Origin of the sequence: Apibacter sp. B3919 (assembly GCF_026537405.1) — a bacterium.
Lineage (GTDB): Bacteria > Bacteroidota > Bacteroidia > Flavobacteriales > Weeksellaceae > Apibacter.
The window spans coordinates 424,480-443,725 of record NZ_JAFNMG010000001.1; the positions used below are offsets into that span (position 1 = coordinate 424,480).

The window sequence follows — 19,246 nt, forward strand, 5'->3', positions numbered from 1 at the left end:
ATAAAATCTTATTTTTACTTTATATTTTCAATAATAGCATATACAGGAAAGTGGTCACTATACCCCCCTAAATATCTACTTCCTGTATAGGTCCGCCAAGGGGTTCCTAATTTTTCCCTATCCGGACTTTGAAGAAATGGAGGATTAAATACATTGGAATTTGAATATCTGAGTTTGCTGTTTTCATCGAAAAAAGATTTAGAAAAAATAATTTGATCAAAAAGCATCCCTTTTCCTTCATGAAAAGTACTGTATAAATCTCTTTTATATAAATTCTCAAAGGGATTATATAATTCGCGTTCTTTTAATTCTTGTATCGTTTTTTTATTCCAAAGTTGTTGATATAAATAGGTGGTGGTAGGATCTTCATTAAAATCACCCATTATAATAATATTTGCTAAGATATCTTTATCAAAAATTTCATTAATTTTTTTTCTTAATTCGTGAAGAATATGAATACGTTTAGATACATTAATATTATTTTCTCGTTTAGAGGGTAAATGCAATACAAAAAAATGAATGGTAATATTTTCTAGCTTTCCCTTTGCATACGTAATATCTCTTGTATAATCTCTACTACCATCACTATTAAATATAGGAATTCTTATAAATTCTGAATCTTCAATAGTAAAGAATTCTTTATTGTAAAAAAAAGCAGTATCTATACCTCTTTCATCCAATGAGTCTTTATGAACATACCCATAATTAGCTTTAAAAGGAAATTCTTCAAGAAGTTCATCTATCACCTTTTTATTTTCAATTTCACATAAACCAAAAAACGTTGGTAACTTTTGAGTTTCTTCTTCTCCTATACGACTAATAGTTTTGGCTATTTTAGCTAATTTATTTTTATATCTTGAAAGGTTCCAGGAACGACTACCTTGAAAAGGTAAATCGCCAATATTTTTATTATTTCCGGATTCATATAAATTTTCAACATTGTAAAATGCAATGGTATGATGCATAAATATTTTTTATATATCAAATGTATTAATTTATTATATAATGCAATATTTATTCCCAACCGTAAGCAATAGTAACTAATTTTTCATTTATTGTATAACTTACTTAACCAATTGAAAGTTTTAAAGCTATGGTCTTATTTATTATTAATACTATTATTCTCTGAATTATATTTATAAATTTATCTAGTATATAAAAAGCTTTTAGCTGTAATTTAGTTCAATAAAACTATATAATTCATAAACTAAATTCTTACAGTTAAACAAAGCTTAATAAGAGCATTTGCACTATAGATATTGGATAAGATAATGTAAAACTTTTTTAAATTATAGAATTATATCATAATTTAGAAAAGTCAATAAATTAATTTATAGATTACATCATCAAAAAAACGACATCCAAAATTTTTGTTGCAAATAGGCTTTAAAATTATATTCCTCTATAATTTTAGACATTTCAAAAGGTATATATATCTGAAAATCATTTCTTTCATCTTGCAGTTGATTTAATATAGTAACAAAACTAATATTAGAAATTATTTTTTCACCCAGAAAAGCAGATATTAATAAGCCCAGTTTGTTTACTATAATTTTAGAATTTAATAAAGATATTTGAGAAGAAGAGGCAATCAAGGAATAATATTCTTCTAATCGATCTTTAAGTAAAAAAATCAAAAATTTAGAACTTGCACATTGCTTTTTTAAATTCGTTGGATCCAAAAATAAATTTGAAACACTAAATAATATATTCATCTTTCCAATACTTTTACACATGGATTCTAGCTTTTTTTGCTCTCCTTTCTCTAAAATTAATTCAAGTAAACTAGCTGTTGTAGTATGAAGGGCTTGAATAATATTTGATTCTTTTTCCTTTGAAATTTTGGAAATATTGGTTATTACTTCAGGGGTAATAAATTCAGAAATTGAATTAAATAAGTATTCCATAATTTTTAGTGTTAAAATTTAAAATAAAGAATACAAAAACTATACCAATTAATAGTTTATTATAATATATAAATAAATATCATTATTTTATTTACATATAATTTAACTAATTATAAAACAAAAACCCCAAAAATAAAGGGGTTTTTATATTATTTAAATATTCAGAAATTATTTTACAGATACACCATTTTCAGTGACATCATCAGGGGTTATAAATGAAAATTTTCCATCTATATTCTTTGATAAAAGTAACATCCCTTGACTTTCAATGCCGCGTATTTTTCTGGGAGCTAAATTAACAAGTACGGTAACCTGCTTACCAACTAATTCTTCAGGAGTAAAGCTTTCTGCAATTCCCGATACAATGGTTCGTACATCTATTCCTGTATCTACTTTAAATTGCAGTAATTTATCAGCTTTTTCAACCTTTTTAGCTTCCAATATGGTACCTATTCTTAAATCAATCTTATCAAATTCATCAAATGTGATATTATCTTTTTGAGGTTCGACCCGGTTATTATTTACAGAAGCATTCTGTTTTTTTGAATTTTCTAATTTTTCAATTTGATAATCAATTTGTTTATCCTCAATTTTATCGAAAAGAAGGGGTATAAGATTTATTTTACTTCCGGAAGGTAACAAGATTTTACCTGATTCAAGATCTTTCCATGAATGATAAGTTAAATTTAATCCATTCATTATTTTTTGAGAAGAAAAAGGTATAAAAGGCTCAGATAATTCCCCTAAATAAGCAGCAATTTGAGCTGATACGTATAAAGTTTCTTTTACTTTTTCCGGTTCATCTTTAATTTTTTTCCACGGCTCTTGCTCTTGTAAAAATTTATTACCTAAACGAGCTAAATTCATTAAAGAACTTAAACCGTTCCTAAATTCGTAGTTATATAAATAAGTTGATATTTCTTTGGATATTTTAGAAAGATATTCTAATTCTTCGGAATGAAAGTTATTTCCAACTTCGGGTATTTCTCCATCATAATATTTATTAATTAGAACGGATACCCTATTTATAAAATTACCAAAAATTCCTACTAATTCTGAATTATTTTTAGTTTGAAAATCTTTCCAAGTAAAATTATTATCTTTTGTTTCAGGTGCATTGGCTATTAAGGTATATCGTAAAGAATCTTGTTTCCCCGGAAAATCGGCAAGATATTCATGCGCCCAAACCGCCCAATTTCTTGAGGTTGATATTTTATCATTTTCTAAATTTAAAAACTCATTAGCCGGTACATTGTCCGGTAATATATAATCCCCATGAGCTTTCAACATAGCCGGAAAAATTATGCAATGAAAAACAATATTATCTTTTGCAATAAAATGAACCAGCTTGGTTTCTTTATCTTGCCAATAAGGTTTCCAATCTTTTCCTGTTCTTTCCGCCCACTCTTTGGTGGAGGAAATATACCCTATCGGGGCATCAAACCAAACATATAGAACTTTACCTTTTTCTCCTTCTAAAGGCACGGGCACTCCCCAGTCTAAATCTCGAGTCATGGCACGAGGTTTAAGTCCCTCTTCCAACCATGATTTCACTTGACCGTAAACATTGGGTTTCCAATCTTTTTTATGACCTTTTAATATCCAATCGGAAATAAATTCTTGATATTCATTAAGAGGCAAATACCAATGCTTCGTCTTTTTTAAAATAGGTTTCTCACCACTTAACATGGAATGAGGATTGATTAGTTCATCCGGACTTAATGTGGAACCACATTTTTCGCATTGATCTCCATATGCGTTTGTATTACCACATTTAGGACAGGTTCCAACAATATATCGATCTGCTAAAAATTCATTTGCTTTTTCATCAAAATATTGTTCTGTTTCTTCTTCAATGAATTTTCCATCCTCGTATAGTTTTAAAAAAAATTCTTGAGCTGTTTTAATGTGTATAGGAGCCGTAGTACGCGAATAGTTATCATACGAAATTCCCAATTCCGTAAATGTTTGCTTCATTAATTCATGATACCTATCTACCACATCTTGAGGAGTAACACCTTCTTTTTTCGCTCTTATCGTAATTGGAATTCCGTGTTCATCTGACCCCCCTATTAATATAACATCATGATCATTTCTTCTTAAAAATCGGGCATATACGTCCGCAGGTATATATACTCCTGCTAAATGACCTATATGTAAAGGGCCATTTGCATAGGGAAGTGCTGTAGTTATAGTATATCTACTCATTTAATATTATGTTTTTTGTTTAAAAAATGCAGTATGCAATCTTTAACAAAGGTACAAAGTAACAAAATACTAAAAAAGGATTATCTTATTTTTATGTTTTTATCCTATTATATTAAATTGTCTTTATTTAGGAGGAGCTAAATATATAAATGGTTCATAAGGGATATTTCTTAAAACAGTAAAAATAATTAGAAACACTAAAATCAGTATTCCAATTTCATTTGAAAATATAAATTTGATAACATACTTTTTACTATTAAAAATATACATCTGAATTGATGCAAATACTACATATAAAAGAAAAGGTAGAAAATATATTAAAATATTATAACGTGACGCTTGTAAAAATTCTCCATGTAATAAAAAATGAAACGCCCTTTGTCCGCCACAACCCGTACAATTTAGTCCGGTTAATAATTTAAAAAGACATGGTAATGCTAAATTTGTTTTATTGGGATTTATAACATAATAATAGATACATAAGAAAGTAATAAGAGTTAGTAAGCTAAACCACACTAAACCTCTATTTCTAAGAATTTTGATTAACATAAATTACAGAAATAGTTATCAATTTATTTTTAATATTATAAGTGGCTTAACAAAAAATTAACCATTCTTAAACCATCCTTGGTAATAAAACATATTTCCAAAAAATATAATAAAGAGAATAAGTAAAATGTATATTAATATATTGAAAAAAAAGATAATTAAAGAAATTATTGATAAAATTCGAGTGTCTTTTGATTTTAGCATTGCTCCGAAATGATCTCCGGAATTGTAAATAGTTTTTACCTCATTAGCAAATATTATAGATAAAACTCCAAATATAATTCCTATTAAACTAAAAGAAAAAATATTAAGTATGGTAGAAATAATCGCTAATACCATATGATTATTGGGTAATCTATCATTTTTTTCGTCAGTTGGAACTGTCGAAGCAGCTGAATTTTCATATTGCAAATTTGAATGTTGATCTTCCATAAATAAAATTTTTTATCATATATAATTTTCTATTGAACCAATAATTTTAAATATTTATTAATTTATGAAATATATTCTTAATTTATAAATCAATATTTAGTAAAAAAATGATTAAAATAAAAATTATTTTTTATTAATCTCAATAATTACAAAAATTATACCTTTTATCATAAATTTATAATCTTAAAATGTTAATTTAAATAAATTATATTAATTAAACCATGATCCTAAAGATTATTTTAGTTATAAATAAAATATTCTAAGCATCTATTATAAAGCAAGTAATAACTTTTTTAAAGAGTGAATAGTAAATAACTTTCTATTCACCATAAATATTCTGATATTTGCAAAAAATATAGTAATGATATCTTTAGAAACAACCATTTCCAATAAAAAATTCAGTAACTGTTTGATGAATGCATCGGGTGTAAAATGTATGACGTTAGAAGAGCTATCGAACATGAAAAATTCAGGATCAGGAACTTGGATAACTAAAAGTTGTACCCTATCTCCTAGAGAAGGTAACCCGTCTCCTAGATATGTTGATTTAAAATTAGGAAGTATTAATTCGATGGGATTACCAAATTTAGGTTTTGAATTTTATCTTGATTATGTTCTTAATGAACACAAAGAAGGAAATGATAACTTATTTTTTTCAGTTGCCGGTTTAACGTTAGAAGATAATATAGAAATGTTGAACCAAATTGAAAAGTCTGATTTTCAAGGTTTGGTTGAATTAAATTTATCTTGCCCAAATATACCGGGAAAACCACAAACGGGTTATGATTTTGAAAGAACTGAAGAAGTTTTGAATAAGGTATTTTCATTTTATACAAAACCTTTAGGGGTTAAGCTTCCTCCATACTTTGATATGGTACATTTTGAAATGGTTGCCGATATTTTAAATAAATACCCGATTCAATTCGTAACTTGTATCAATAGTATCGGAAATGCCTTGTATATTGAAGATGAATCCGTTGTTATAAAACCTAAAGGAGGATTTGGAGGAATTGGAGGAGCTTATGTAAAACCTACTGCTTTAGCTAATGTTAGAATGTTTTATAAATTATTAAGAAAAGATATTTATATTATCGGATGTGGAGGGGTTGAAACCGGTAGAGATGTTTTTGAACACATCTTATGCGGGGCTTCCATGGTTCAGGTTGGTACACAGTTAATGAAAGACGATACTAAAATTTTTTCTAAATTATCTTCTGAATTAAAAGAAATTATGAAAACCAAAAATTACGCTACATTATCCGATTTTAAAGGTATGCTTAAAGAACTTTAATATTTACTTTAGCTAAATTTTGGTACACTATTTTCTGCTTAAAAAAATAAACTCAAAAATATAATAAAATAAATGTTAACCATTGGTATTGCCGGAGGAACTGGTTCCGGAAAAACAACCGTTGTAAATAACATCCTTAATCAATTGGATTCCAACAGTGTAAATGTACTCACTCAAGACAATTATTATCATTACAATCCTGAGTTGTCATTTGATGAGCGTGAACTGTTAAATTACGATCATCCGAGAGCTATTGATTTTGATTTATTAATCGACCATGTAAAAAAGTTAAAAGCAGGGCAAGCTATTGAAGAGCCTCTTTATTCTTTTATAACCCATTCCAGAACGGAAGATGTTACGATTATTCAACCTAAAGAAATCCTTATTGTTGAAGGAATATTAGTATTGACAAATCCTGAATTAAGAAAAGAATTTGATGTTAAAGTATATGTCAATGTTGATTCTGACGAAAGATTAATTAGAAGAATCAGAAGAGATATTCAGGAAAGAGGCAGAGATTTAGAAGAAGTATTGAGTAGGTATCAATCTACTTTAAAACCGATGCATGAAGAATTTATACAACCCTCTATGGCTTATGCTGACATTATAATTCCGACAATGAAAAAAAATACTGTTGCAATTGATGTATTAAGTACAGTGATCCAAAATACTTTAAAAAATCGTTCTAACTAAAGAATGGAAAAAAAAAGCAATAAATCGTCAGATAAAAAATCTATCTTCGGTAAACACTGGTATTCCAGTATTTATTTAATACTCTCCATTATATTTATTATTTGGATGCTTTTTTTTGATACAAATTCTTATTTAACTCATAAAGAATTAAATAATGAAATTTCCAAATTAAAACATGAAAAAGAATATTATAAAAGTAAACTAGATTCTGAAAATATTCAGTATAAAAATTTAAAAAATAATAAAGAAGCTCGAGAAAAATATGCTCGAGAAAATTATTTTTTTAAAAAAAATAATGAAGATATTTTCATCATGGTAACGAAAGATGATTCTATAACGCCAAAATCTAACCCTTAAATCTTAGATTAATTAAAAAGTTACATATTTTTTTAGCTTTTTAAAATAAATACATTTAAAATGCATATTTTAACATTTATTTCGTTATTACTTTATTAAATTAATTAGTAAGTCTTAAAACAACGTATATTTTTATAATTTTAAAAAAAATTAGTATAATATAAAAAGATATGATTCTATTACTTTCAACAATTTTATAGTAACTGCATCATATAAGGTATACTATATATTAAATAAAAATACCAGTTTATGGGATAAATAGTAAGAATAAGATTAATAAGATAAAAGATATTTATAATGTATGAATTACAAAGATATTAGTAAAGGTATAATTAGCGCTGTATCCGTTATTGCATTCACAGTTCTTTTATTTTTTTTATTATGGAAAATTCGATTTGTCTTAGGATATATATTTGTTGCATTTGCCTTTTCTTTAATGGGAAGACCTTTAATGAATTTTCTAAGTGAAAAAGTTCGAATATCTAACACTATTTCTGCTTGTATCACTCTATTAATTATGGTGGGTACTCTTCTTACTTTTTTAAGCTTTGTAATTCCTTTAGCCATCGAACAAGCTGGAAATTTATCTTTGTTGGATACAGATAAATTACAAAATTCAATAACAGAACAAGTAAAATTAATTGATGAAGCCTTACGAAGCAAGCATATCTATTTATTTGAAGATAATTATGCACAATTATTTACTTCAAAGTTTAATTTTAAAATACATATGGATACGCTGCAAAGTGGATTTTCGATTTTAGCTGAATTAGGTATTTCCATATTTTCTGTAACATTTATTACTTTTTTCTTTTTAAGAGAAAAAGACTTATTTAACAGAATGATCATTGGTGCTGCTCCAACCAATGACATAAAAAAAGTCATTCAGGTGCTCTCTAATATTAAAGATTTATTAACCAGGTATTTTCTTGGATTGTGTTTACAAATATGTTCGATGTTTTTACTTTATTTAGCTATTTTGGGCGGTTTTAACATTAAAGATATGGTAATTATAGCTATGTTTTGTGCGTTTTGTAACCTTATACCTTATTTAGGACCTTTGCTTGGTTTTTTTATTATCAATTTGCTCAGCATGAGCAGTATGTTTTCCTTAGGTATGGACTTTAATACTCAAATTATACCTACCATATTTTGGATCAGTATTTTATATTTAATTGCCCAATTAATTGATAATGCGATATTTCAACCTTTAATTTATGCTAAAAGTGTCAAATCTCATCCATTGGAAATTTTTTTAGTTATGCTAATCTTCGGTATTTTATTTGGTGCTATCGGTGTTACTTTCGCAATTCCCGGTTATACGGTATTAAGAGTCGTTATGAAAAGCTTCTTCAACCGTTTTAAAATTGTACAAGCCATTACAAAAAATTTGTAGTTAAAAAACTTTCAATCTTGCAAAGATTCTATTAATGTCTTTTGGTAAAAAATCTATTTTAAAATTAAATAATGTACTTTTTATAAATCAATATTTAACTTATTTACAATCATGTAATTTTGTAACTAATATATAGCCATTCAAGAATTGTGATAAATACTCATTTACTACATAAAGAAGTTCAAGAATATATAACCAACCACCTAAATTTTAATATATCGGAATTAAGGTTTAAAAAATCTCCTTTTACGGGGATTTCTTCTCTTGAATTAATTCAACAGATTCAAGGAAAGAAAATTTCTCAAAAAAAATTTCCATTTCTTTATGAGAATAATGAGATCATATACCCTCCGCATATTAACCTTGAACAAGCTTCATCTCAAAGTACGGCATTATTTAAACAATCAATTATAAACGGTAAAACCGGTATTGATTTAACAGGCGGTACGGGTATTGATAGTTTTTTTCTCTCGGAGCAAACCAATGAATTTTATTATGTCGAGCCGAATCTTGATCTCCTGGAAATAGTAAAACATAATTTTACAGTACTTGGTAAAAAAAATGTGAACTTTATAAACAAAACCGCCGAGGAATTTATTTCTTCTAATTCTACACATTTCGATTTTATTTATTTAGATCCATCCAGACGTGATGAAAATAAAAATAAAAAAATCAATTTAAAAGACCTATTCCCCAATATATTAAACCTAAAAGATACATTATTCAAATTTTCAAAATCCATTTTTAGTAAGCTTTCTCCTCTTCTTGATCTTCAAAGAGCAATTGATCAATTACCGATTTCAAAAATTTATATTGTATCAATTAAAAATGAAACCAAAGAATTAATAGTGCAATTGAATCCTGAGGATAAAATAAACCTATCCAATCCTTATGTACATTGTATCAATCTGGAATCAGGACAGCCTGATTTTTGTTATTTTTGGCAAGAGGAAAAAATATCTCCTGTTCCCTCCTATTCCATTCCGAAATCGTACCTATATATACCCAATTCATCCCTATTAAAATCTGGAGCCTTTAAACAATTAGGTATTAAATTTTCTATAGATAAGTTACATTCTAATTCCCATATATACACTTCAGAAAGCAAAATTGAAAATTTTCCGGGCCGTACTTTCATACTTATTGACAAAAATTTTAATCCTAAAAAAACTAGTCAAAAACAATTTAATATAATCAGTAGAAATTATCCGTTAAAACCTGAAGAAATTAAGAAAAAATATAAGCTTGTTGATGGCGGAACTAAGTATTTAATTTTTACACGTTCTTTACAAGGAAATATTTGCATGCTGGCAGAAAGTATCTAGATTGCCAATTTAATATAACTTAATTTTATAACATTTTATATTTTATTTAAGAAATAATTAAGATTATTAAATTTAACTTGCAAAATCATTTTAGAAGAACTAATTATTCAAACATTCATTAAAAAATGTATAAAAAAATTATATATATTATATCATTAATAAGCCTTTTTAATACAACCTTTACCAATTGCAAAAAATCAAATTACGAAGTAAATAAAAGTGTTCAGAATAAAAAACCTTCAATTCCCGGATATTACAATATAAATTTTGATTCTATATTTACTAAAAAGGATAATTATTCTCCGGAAGACGATACCATTGTATATCAGTTGAATAAATATTTCACTCATGTCTGGAAATCAAAAAATTTAAGCGGTGGTATTTTAGTCGCTAGAGGCAACACCATACTGTTAGAAAAATATAATGGATATTCCAATTGGGAAGATAAAACATTAATTTCAGCCCAAACCTCTCTGCACGTGGCTTCGGTAAGCAAAATTTTAACTTCTTTAGCTGTATTGAAATTAGTTGAAGCTCACAAGATAAATTTAGATCAGAAAGTAAATACCATACTTACCGATTTTCCCTATTCGGATATAACCATACATGATTTATTGACACATCGAAGCGGTCTTCCGGAATATACTCATTTGGTTGATTTGATTAACACTTGGGATAAAAGAAAGAAAATGTCCAATGAAGATGTTTTAGATTTATTTTCAACTCATACTCCATTACTACAATATAAACCGAATACTCATTTTTCATACTCAAATTCTAATTTTGCTCTGTTAGCCTTAATCGTTGAGAAAACAACCAACATGTCTTTTCCGGAAGTCATAAATACAATGATATTTACCCCTTTGGGAATGAAACATTCGTATATACTTCAAGAAAAGGATTTAAAAAAAGCTAATCTATCCTACTATCCTGACGGCAGACCCTATAAATTCAATCACCTGGATTTAGTTTACGGAGATAAAAACGTTTATACTACTCCTGAAGATCTGTTCCGATTAAGTCAGGCCATGTTTGCCTCAAACTTTTTACGTAAAGATTTATTAGATCAAATGTACACTCCGTACAGTAATGAAATACCGAACATTAAAAACTACGGATTGGGTATGCGATTAATGGTATTTAAAAACGGCAAAAAATTAATCTATCATACCGGATGGTGGCATGGAAGCAATGCCATATTTATTCATCTTGTGGATGAGAAAGTCACTATTATAGCCATTGGAAATAAATATTCAAATATGATCTATTCGGCTATTCGATTAGCACCTCTATTCGGCGACTACCCTTTACCAAATATGAATAAATATAAGTACGATTAAATTTACTTATTAATAAACAGTATAGTAGTCAACCTTAAGTATATTTGGATGGAGTAATACCATAAAATACGTTGAAATTTATTTATATTTGCTTACCGATTAAAATATATTAAATGAACGATTACAGTATTAAAGAATTGTTAGCTAAAGGAAAAAAAGCTTTACAGGAAGAAGTAGTAATTAGAGGATGGGTGCGATCTTTTCGTTCCAATCAATTTATTGCTCTTAATGATGGTTCGGGGCAAAATAATATTCAAATTATAATCAATTACAACGATTTTGATACTGAAACTTTAAAACAAATTACAACAGCATCTTCTCTTTATGTTGAAGGAAAAATTACTGAAAGCAAAGGAGCGGGACAAGAAATTGAAGTCGTAGCCAATACAATAAAAATTTACGGATATGCTAATCCTGAAGATGTTCAGGAAACTATCTTACAGCCTAAAAGACATTCATTGGAAAAATTGAGAGAGCAAGCACATCTTCGTTTTCGCACCAATACCTTTGCTGCGGTAATGAGGGTTAGAAATGCTTTAAGTTTTGCCATTCACCAATATTTTAATAAAAATGGATTTTGCTATATCAATACTCCTATAATTACCGGATCAGATGCTGAAGGCGCGGGAGAAATGTTTACCGTTACCAATTTCAATTTAGATAATCTTCCTAAAAATGACGAGGGAAACACAGATTTTTCTCAAGATTTCTTTGGAAAAAAGACAAATCTGACCGTTTCAGGACAATTGGAAGCAGAAACTGCTGCTATGGGTCTAGGAAAAGTTTATACATTCGGTCCTACTTTTCGGGCTGAAAATTCAAATACTACTCGACATTTAGCAGAATTTTGGATGGTTGAACCGGAAGTAGCTTTTTATGATTTGGATCAAGATATGGATCTTGCAGAAGATTTTCTAAAATATTGCATCCAATATGCTGTTGATAATTGTAAAGAAGATTTGGATTTTCTAAACAAACGATTTGAAGAAGAGCAAAAGCAAAAGCCGAAAGAAGAAAAATCGGATCAAACTTTACTTGAAAAATTAGATTTCGTATTAAATAATAAATTTATCAGGCTTAGCTATACGGAAGCTATTGATATTCTTAAACATTCGAAACCGAATCAAAAGAAAAAATTTAAATATCTTATTGATGAATGGGGAGCAGATTTACAATCTGAACATGAAAGATATTTAGTTGAAAAACATTTTAAAAGTCCGGTAGTGTTATATGATTATCCGGCAAAAATAAAAGCTTTCTACATGCGTTTAAATGACGATCATAAAACCGTACGTGCTATGGACGTTCTCTTTCCGGGTATTGGTGAAATTATTGGAGGATCACAAAGAGAAGAAAGAATTGATATTTTAAAACAAAAAATGAAAGATATGAATGTTGACGAAAAGGAATTATGGTGGTATTTAGATACACGTAAATTCGGTACAGTGCCTCATTCAGGATTTGGACTAGGATTAGAACGCCTCGTTTTATTTGTTACAGGTATGAGTAATATTAGAGACGTTATACCTTTTCCTAGAACCCCTAAAAACGCTGAATTTTAAAATTGATTAATAATTATTTTAAAGATGCTTATATATGTAAGCATCTTTTTTATTATTATTTATTACCATCTTAAAATTTATATTTTATTAACTCTTCTACTATTTACTTAAAGAGTTGATGAATAAAATATATTCATTACTAGTCTAAAATCCATTAAATGAAAAGCAATTTCTAAAAAATTTAATTAAATCATCTCTTAGATAACGATATTTTTATTATATGTTTACTATATAATAACTAGTAAAAATTGCTTTAAAAAAAATAAAACCACCAAAAAAAATATTGTGAAGTTTTAATTTAATATAAATTGAAAAATTTAAGGCTTTAGCAAAAAAAAATTCATTACAAAAATTATGCCTTTATTTGTATCTTACATATTAATAATGTAAATTTGAATTTATAAACCTTACTTAATCTACTTTTATAAAGAAACTATTTTATGTTAAAACAGGATTTAAGACTAAAACAACTTTTAAAACTATCTCCTCAGCAAATTCAGCTAATGAAACTAGTTCAGCTTCCCACCCTTGCATTTGAGGAAGTAGTAAAACAAGAAATCGAAGAAAATCCTGCCTTGGAAGATAATTCTAATGAAGATTATTATGATTCTGCTGATTCCTTTGATTCCGAAAAAGAATATGATGATTCCGCAGACAATGAGATTATTGAAGCTCCGGATATAAATATCGATGATTATCTAAGTGATGATGAAGTACCCAGCTATCGGGTACAATCCAATAATTACAGCGATGACGATGATGATAAAGAGTTACCCTATGCTCAATATGAATCATTTCAAGAACATATATGCTCTCAATTACACACATTTAGATTAACGGAAAATGAAGAAGAAATAGCCGATTTTATCGTCGGAAATCTAGACGATGATGGCTATTTACGAAGAGATTTATCATCCATCGTGGATGATTTGGCTTTTACCCAAGGAATTTATACTGATGTTCCGACTATTGAAAAACTGTTAACTAATTATATTCAAAGATTAGATCCTACCGGTATTGGAGCCAGAGACCTCAGAGAATGTCTGTTATTGCAACTCAGAGCAAAAAATCCTTCAGAATCCACGGAACTGGCTTACAAGATTATTAATGAAATGTTTGATGCTTTTACAAAAAAGCATTACAGCAAAATACAGCAAAAATTTTCCATTTCTGAAGAAAAGCTTAAATGCGCAGTGAATGAAATTGAACGCTTGAACCCTAAACCGGGAAAGGCTTTTACTAATAATTCAAAAAATACGGAACAAATTATTCCTGATTTTACAATCAGAATTGTAAACGGAGATTTGGAATTAACGCTCAATGGTAGGAATGCTCCTGAATTAAAAATTTCCAGAGAATATTCTGAAATGTTGGATACATATAAAAATACCGAACATAAATCGAGAGAGCAAAAAGATGCGGTAATGTTTGTTAAACAAAAGTTAGATTCTGCTAAATGGTTCATCGATGCGGTTAAACAACGTCAACAAACCTTGTATGTTACCATGAAATCAATTATGGATTATCAGAAAGAATATTTTTTGACGGGAGATGAAGAGCAAATTAAACCAATGATTTTGAAAGATATTGCCGAGATCACCGGTTTAGATATATCCACTATCTCAAGGGTTGCCAACAGTAAATATGTGAATACTCCGTATGGAACTTTGCTTATAAAAGATTTATTTTCTGAAAGTCTTACCAATTCTGAGGGCGATGAAGTTTCCACACGCGAAATTAAAACCATCTTACAAGAAGTCATTGAAAATGAGGACACTAAAAAACCTCTAACCGATGATAACTTGATGAAAATACTTAATGATAAAGGATATAATATAGCAAGAAGAACCATTGCAAAATATAGAGATCAACTCAATATTCCTGTAGCAAGATTAAGAAAAAAAATATAATTTAAATTCATTTTCCATGCAGGTCTATTTAGAACTTTTACAACATATATTAGATAAAGGAACTCGTAAACAAGATCGAACCGGAACGGGTACAATCAGTACTTTCGGATATCAAATGCGATTTGATTTACAAAAAGGATTTCCTCTTGTTACGACTAAAAAGCTCCATTTACGATCCATCATTTACGAATTACTTTGGTTTTTAAAAGGAGATACCAATATTAAATATTTAAACGATCATAAAGTTCGTATATGGAATGAGTGGGCAGATGAAAATGGAGATTTAGGTCCTGTTTACGGGCATCAATGGAGAAGCTGGGGGGCTCCGAATGGAAAACATATCGACCAGATCTCGGAAATCATCGATCAAATTAAAAATAATCCGGATTCTCGTAGAATTATTGTCTCCGCTTGGAATGTAGCAGATATTCCTCAAATGGCCCTTGCACCTTGTCATGCACTTTTTCAATTTTATGTGGCTGACGGAAAGTTATCTTTACAGTTGTATCAAAGAAGTGCAGATGTTTTTCTTGGCGTGCCTTTTAATATTGCCTCATATTGTTTGCTGTTACATATGGTTGCTCAAGTATGTAATTTAAAGGTGGGAGAATTTATACATACCTTCGGAGACGTTCACATTTATAATAACCATATTGATCAGGTAAATCTTCAATTAACGCGTGAGCCTCGACCGCTTCCAACATTGAAACTCAATCCCGATAGGAAGGATATTTTCAGCTTTCAATACGAAGATTTTTCCATTGATGGCTATGATCCTCATCCTCATATTAAAGCAGAAGTAGCTGTTTAATAATCAGATACTTTTTATTTTTATAAAGCCAATTATAAGATATAATTAATAGTATAATTATACCTTATAATTAAATAGCAGTAAACGGCTAGTTGTTATATTTAACTTCAATCATATTTAATGATGAATTTCTGCTGTCTTTTTCATTAAATATTACCGAAAGCAATCGATTGTCTTTGCCCCTGTTAGTCACTAATACCTTAACATCCGTTCGTTGTTTGATGTTTTCTATATCATCAACTATTTTATAACATTTGGTTTCCACAATTACATCATTAAATTTGTTATAGGTATAATCACAATGAAGGTCTTTATCCTTAATATATCCCGTCATTAAATTTTCGTCATCATAAATATATTCTGTAACCATGTGTTCCGATCCATCATCATCTTTATAATATTCTTTTTTTAGATTTCCTTCCTCATCGTATTCATATAAAACGGAGCTGTTAAAATCATTATTTTGATAAATATTTTTTTTAGTTATATTTTCATTTGCATCATAATCAAAATAGGCTTCTTCGGTAGTTTGATTAGCATAGTCGAGTTTCACAGATTTATAAGGTAAACCATTTTCATTATAATAATAAAAGGTATCATTTAAATCATCTATGTGCTGTATAAGAAAATCGTTATAAAAATAATTTACATACACATCTTTCTTATCCACACAATCGTGCTGAAACAAAGCAATACCCTGTTTATTGAATTCTGTTAATTTACATTTTTTACCGTAAAGACTATCTTTAACAATATATTGAATACTTTTTAGAGCCTTTTGATCATATAAAGTGTTACTGGTAGTTTCTAAGGGAATAATATGACTGTACGCTTTCTTATTAATATCTTTATAAGTAATCAATTTTTTGAATAAATCAATCATAGCTACATTATCGGATTCCAAATCATTTAATTCAATATTTTTATTATCAACAATCGGTTCATACCAATCTTGTTTGTAAAAATATTTTACATCATCCGGATTTGAAAAACGATATCCGTATCTAGCAAAAATTTCATTTTTCATCAATTCCAACTCTTTCGGTTTTTTATCTTTTAAATCTTCAATACCTAAACGAGTAAAAGCAGTTTGTGGATATTTTCCGGGAAATTCTTGAGGAGTTAAGATAACTTCATCATCATTAATACGACAATTCCTGTTTCCGATTTTATCTTTGGTACAAACCATTAATTTAATTTTCGAATTACCTTCGTTGTGAGATTTATCCTTTTCTTTTAAAAATATAAAAGATGCTTTGACCTGATCTGAAATAAAATTACCGTCTTCAATCTTGATGTTGGTTAATTTTTGTACTTTACGGTGTAAATCGCCCCCTTTTCTGCTGTTAAAATCTAGTTTAATAAACTCACTTATTCCCTGTGCATATGTTTTACCGTCTAGATTTAAAATTTTAATGAAGTAATTTTTTGTATCATTCTTGAAATGAAAAACGGTATTTATTTTAGTAACACTATCTCCCACTTTCTCATCGACTAAAGAAGGATCAACTCTCATTCCACTTTGCGAATAAATTGTTTTTTTTTGTGCCATAAAAAAAATAGGTATACATACCATTACATCTAAAAATACTTTTTTCATATAAAAATGTTTATTAATGCAAAAATACACAAATATGTATAACCTCAAATTTACCTTATATATTTATGCCTATTTTTATATAATCATGGTTTTTTTAAAAAAACAAATTAAGCTAAAAGTTGGGTATATAAAACATTTGCATCCATAAATATCAAAAAAATTTAAATATTAATCCTATCATGAATTATATTTATTTAACCTATATTAATAATAATATAAAATTTAATTAATTTATTACAATATTAAATAATGCTATCAAAAATAAAATGAATAAGTTTTTTTTTAATTTTTACTGTTCAATTACTTAAATTTTTTTATACCTGACATCTCTGCTCCATCTTCGGGATTTAGATATTTAAATGTGAAGGATGAAAGTATGGTTATAATACCCAAAATGAATAGAGTTGCTTTAAAGCTTGAACTTACTTCGGTAAATATTTCCGATTGATTGAATCCCCTTAAAATTAGGGAACTTAAGGATATTCCAAAACTCACGGATAACTGTTGTGTAACTGAAAGTATCGTATTACCTCCACTTGCATTAGCAGGAGTTAAATCAGCCAGAGATATGCTATTCATTGAGGTCATTTGAATTGAATTAAAAAAGCCATATAAAACTAAAATAGGAATCAACCAAAACAATGAAGTATTTTTATCCGGAAATGAAAATAATGAAATCGATAAACCTAAAATTATCGTATTCGAGATTAATAAATTTCTATAACCAAATTTCTTTACCAACGGGATTACCCAAGATTTAGCAAAAATGGTTGAAATAGCAGAAAATATAAGCATCATTCCTGATACAGTAGGAGATTTACCGAACCCGACTTGCAACATAAGTGGAAGCATCAACGGAACGCCTCCAATACCTAATCGAGTGATCAAATTTCCTATGATTCCAATTTTTAACGTCCTTATTTTAAATAAGTTTAAATCGATAATAGGCCGAACTATTTTTTTTGAATACATCACATATACACTTAATAAGCTAATACCGATGAGTAATAAAATCAAAACATTAATTATATCGGTCATTCCTTCTCCGGCAAATTCTAAACTTAACGAAAGCAATACTAAACCTAAACTGAATAAAATAAATCCGAAAAAATCAAATTTGCCTGTATTTTTTTTATAGTTTGGAAAGGCTTTCCAGGCAACCAAAATTCCTATGATACCTATAGGGATATTAATTAAAAATATCCAATGCCAACTAGCAATTTCAACCAACCAACCTCCTAAAGTTGGACCAATAACCGGTCCTATTAATCCGGGAATAGTAATAAAATTTATAACTTTCAAAAGTTGGTGTTTAGGATAGGAATAGATCAACGTTAATCTTGAAACGGGAACCATCATAGATCCTCCTATGGCTTGCACAATTCTCATACAAACCAACATTTTCAGAGATACAGAAACTACACATAAGAAAGATCCTATGGTAAAAACAGCAATAGCAATAATAAATATATTTTTAGATCCGAATTTATCTGAAAGCCAACCGCTTAAAGGAATTAGTAATGCTAACGTTAATACATAAGCTATCAATACCGATTGCATTTCGAGGGGAGATTTATGTAAGTCTTTTGCTATGGAAGGAAGGGCTGTATTTAATATGGTTGAATCCAGAAATTGCATAAATATAGCCATTGCAGCTATCCATGGTAAATATTTTGAAACTTTTCTTTCTGTCATTTTTTATGTAAATCACAAAATAATTTTACAAACCTCTCTATATATACATTGTATTCGGTAAAGTTATAGTTTTAACTATACAAAATTTGTACTGGAAATACATTTATAAAAAATATGTTAAACATCACAATAAGTTTACATTTTTATATTTCACATAATTTTATCTCTGT

Annotated in this window: 16 protein-coding genes; 9 read left to right on the forward strand and 7 right to left on the reverse strand. The window is 28.3% G+C overall.

The features are described 5' to 3' along the window. Positions 1–14: 14 nt before the first annotated feature. From J3U20_RS01985 to J3U20_RS02005, 5 genes are all read right to left on the reverse strand, one after another. On the reverse strand, positions 15–965 hold the full coding sequence (locus J3U20_RS01985; protein ID WP_160542179.1) for an endonuclease: 951 nt from the start codon (positions 963–965) through the stop codon (positions 15–17). Positions 966–1,346: 381 nt separating this feature from the next. Continuing rightward, positions 1,347–1,907, reverse strand: a complete 561-nt coding sequence (locus J3U20_RS01990) for a hypothetical protein (RefSeq protein WP_160542180.1) — start codon at positions 1,905–1,907, stop codon at positions 1,347–1,349. A 168-nt stretch (positions 1,908–2,075) separates the two neighbouring features. Then, positions 2,076–4,115, reverse strand: a complete 2,040-nt coding sequence (gene metG, locus J3U20_RS01995; RefSeq protein WP_160542181.1) for a methionine--tRNA ligase — start codon at positions 4,113–4,115, stop codon at positions 2,076–2,078. Positions 4,116–4,238: 123 nt separating this feature from the next. Beyond that, on the reverse strand, positions 4,239–4,664 hold the full coding sequence (locus tag J3U20_RS02000; protein ID WP_160542182.1) for a DUF2752 domain-containing protein: 426 nt from the start codon (positions 4,662–4,664) through the stop codon (positions 4,239–4,241). Between the two features lie 57 nt (positions 4,665–4,721). Beyond that, positions 4,722–5,096, reverse strand: coding sequence for a CD225/dispanin family protein (locus J3U20_RS02005; RefSeq protein WP_160542183.1), 375 nt, complete (start codon positions 5,094–5,096; stop codon positions 4,722–4,724). Positions 5,097–5,457: 361 nt separating this feature from the next. Between J3U20_RS02005 and J3U20_RS02010 the strand changes: the two genes are divergently transcribed. From J3U20_RS02010 to J3U20_RS02050, 9 genes are all read left to right on the forward strand, one after another. Then, positions 5,458–6,387, forward strand: coding sequence for a dihydroorotate oxidase (locus J3U20_RS02010; RefSeq protein ID WP_160542184.1), 930 nt, complete (start codon positions 5,458–5,460; stop codon positions 6,385–6,387). A 72-nt stretch (positions 6,388–6,459) separates the two neighbouring features. Then, a complete protein-coding gene (udk, locus tag J3U20_RS02015) occupies positions 6,460–7,080 on the forward strand; it encodes a uridine kinase (protein ID WP_160542185.1) in 621 nt (206 codons plus the stop codon). Positions 7,081–7,083: 3 nt separating this feature from the next. Next, positions 7,084–7,437, forward strand: a complete 354-nt coding sequence (locus J3U20_RS02020) for an FtsB family cell division protein (protein ID WP_160542186.1) — start codon at positions 7,084–7,086, stop codon at positions 7,435–7,437. 301 nt (positions 7,438–7,738) lie between these two features. Next, a complete protein-coding gene (locus tag J3U20_RS02025) occupies positions 7,739–8,833 on the forward strand; it encodes an AI-2E family transporter (protein ID WP_160542187.1) in 1,095 nt (364 codons plus the stop codon). A 149-nt stretch (positions 8,834–8,982) separates the two neighbouring features. Then, positions 8,983–10,158 carry a class I SAM-dependent methyltransferase gene (locus J3U20_RS02030; protein WP_160542188.1) on the forward strand — a complete coding sequence of 392 codons (1,176 nt, stop codon included), beginning with the start codon at positions 8,983–8,985 and terminating at the stop codon, positions 10,156–10,158. 125 nt (positions 10,159–10,283) lie between these two features. Then, a complete protein-coding gene (locus J3U20_RS02035) occupies positions 10,284–11,498 on the forward strand; it encodes a serine hydrolase domain-containing protein (protein WP_160542189.1) in 1,215 nt (404 codons plus the stop codon). A 113-nt stretch (positions 11,499–11,611) separates the two neighbouring features. Then, entirely contained in the window at positions 11,612–13,060 is a 1,449-nt protein-coding gene (asnS, locus tag J3U20_RS02040; RefSeq protein ID WP_160542190.1) for an asparagine--tRNA ligase, read from the forward strand. A gap of 440 nt (positions 13,061–13,500) precedes the next feature. Further along, positions 13,501–14,970: an RNA polymerase factor sigma-54 gene (gene rpoN, locus J3U20_RS02045; protein WP_160542191.1), complete on the forward strand. Its 1,470-nt coding sequence runs from the start codon at positions 13,501–13,503 to the stop codon at positions 14,968–14,970. Between the two features lie 16 nt (positions 14,971–14,986). Beyond that, positions 14,987–15,781 (forward strand): thymidylate synthase, encoded by a 795-nt coding sequence (locus tag J3U20_RS02050; protein WP_160542192.1) that lies wholly within the window; start codon positions 14,987–14,989, stop codon positions 15,779–15,781. Positions 15,782–15,869: 88 nt separating this feature from the next. Here the strand turns inward: J3U20_RS02050 and J3U20_RS02055 are convergent, their stop codons facing one another. Both J3U20_RS02055 and J3U20_RS02060 read right to left on the reverse strand, forming a co-directional pair. After that, on the reverse strand, positions 15,870–17,381 hold the full coding sequence (locus J3U20_RS02055) for a YARHG domain-containing protein (protein ID WP_160542193.1): 1,512 nt from the start codon (positions 17,379–17,381) through the stop codon (positions 15,870–15,872). A 300-nt stretch (positions 17,382–17,681) separates the two neighbouring features. Further along, positions 17,682–19,076, reverse strand: coding sequence for a DHA2 family efflux MFS transporter permease subunit (locus J3U20_RS02060; protein ID WP_160542194.1), 1,395 nt, complete (start codon positions 19,074–19,076; stop codon positions 17,682–17,684). Positions 19,077–19,246 lie beyond the last annotated feature (170 nt).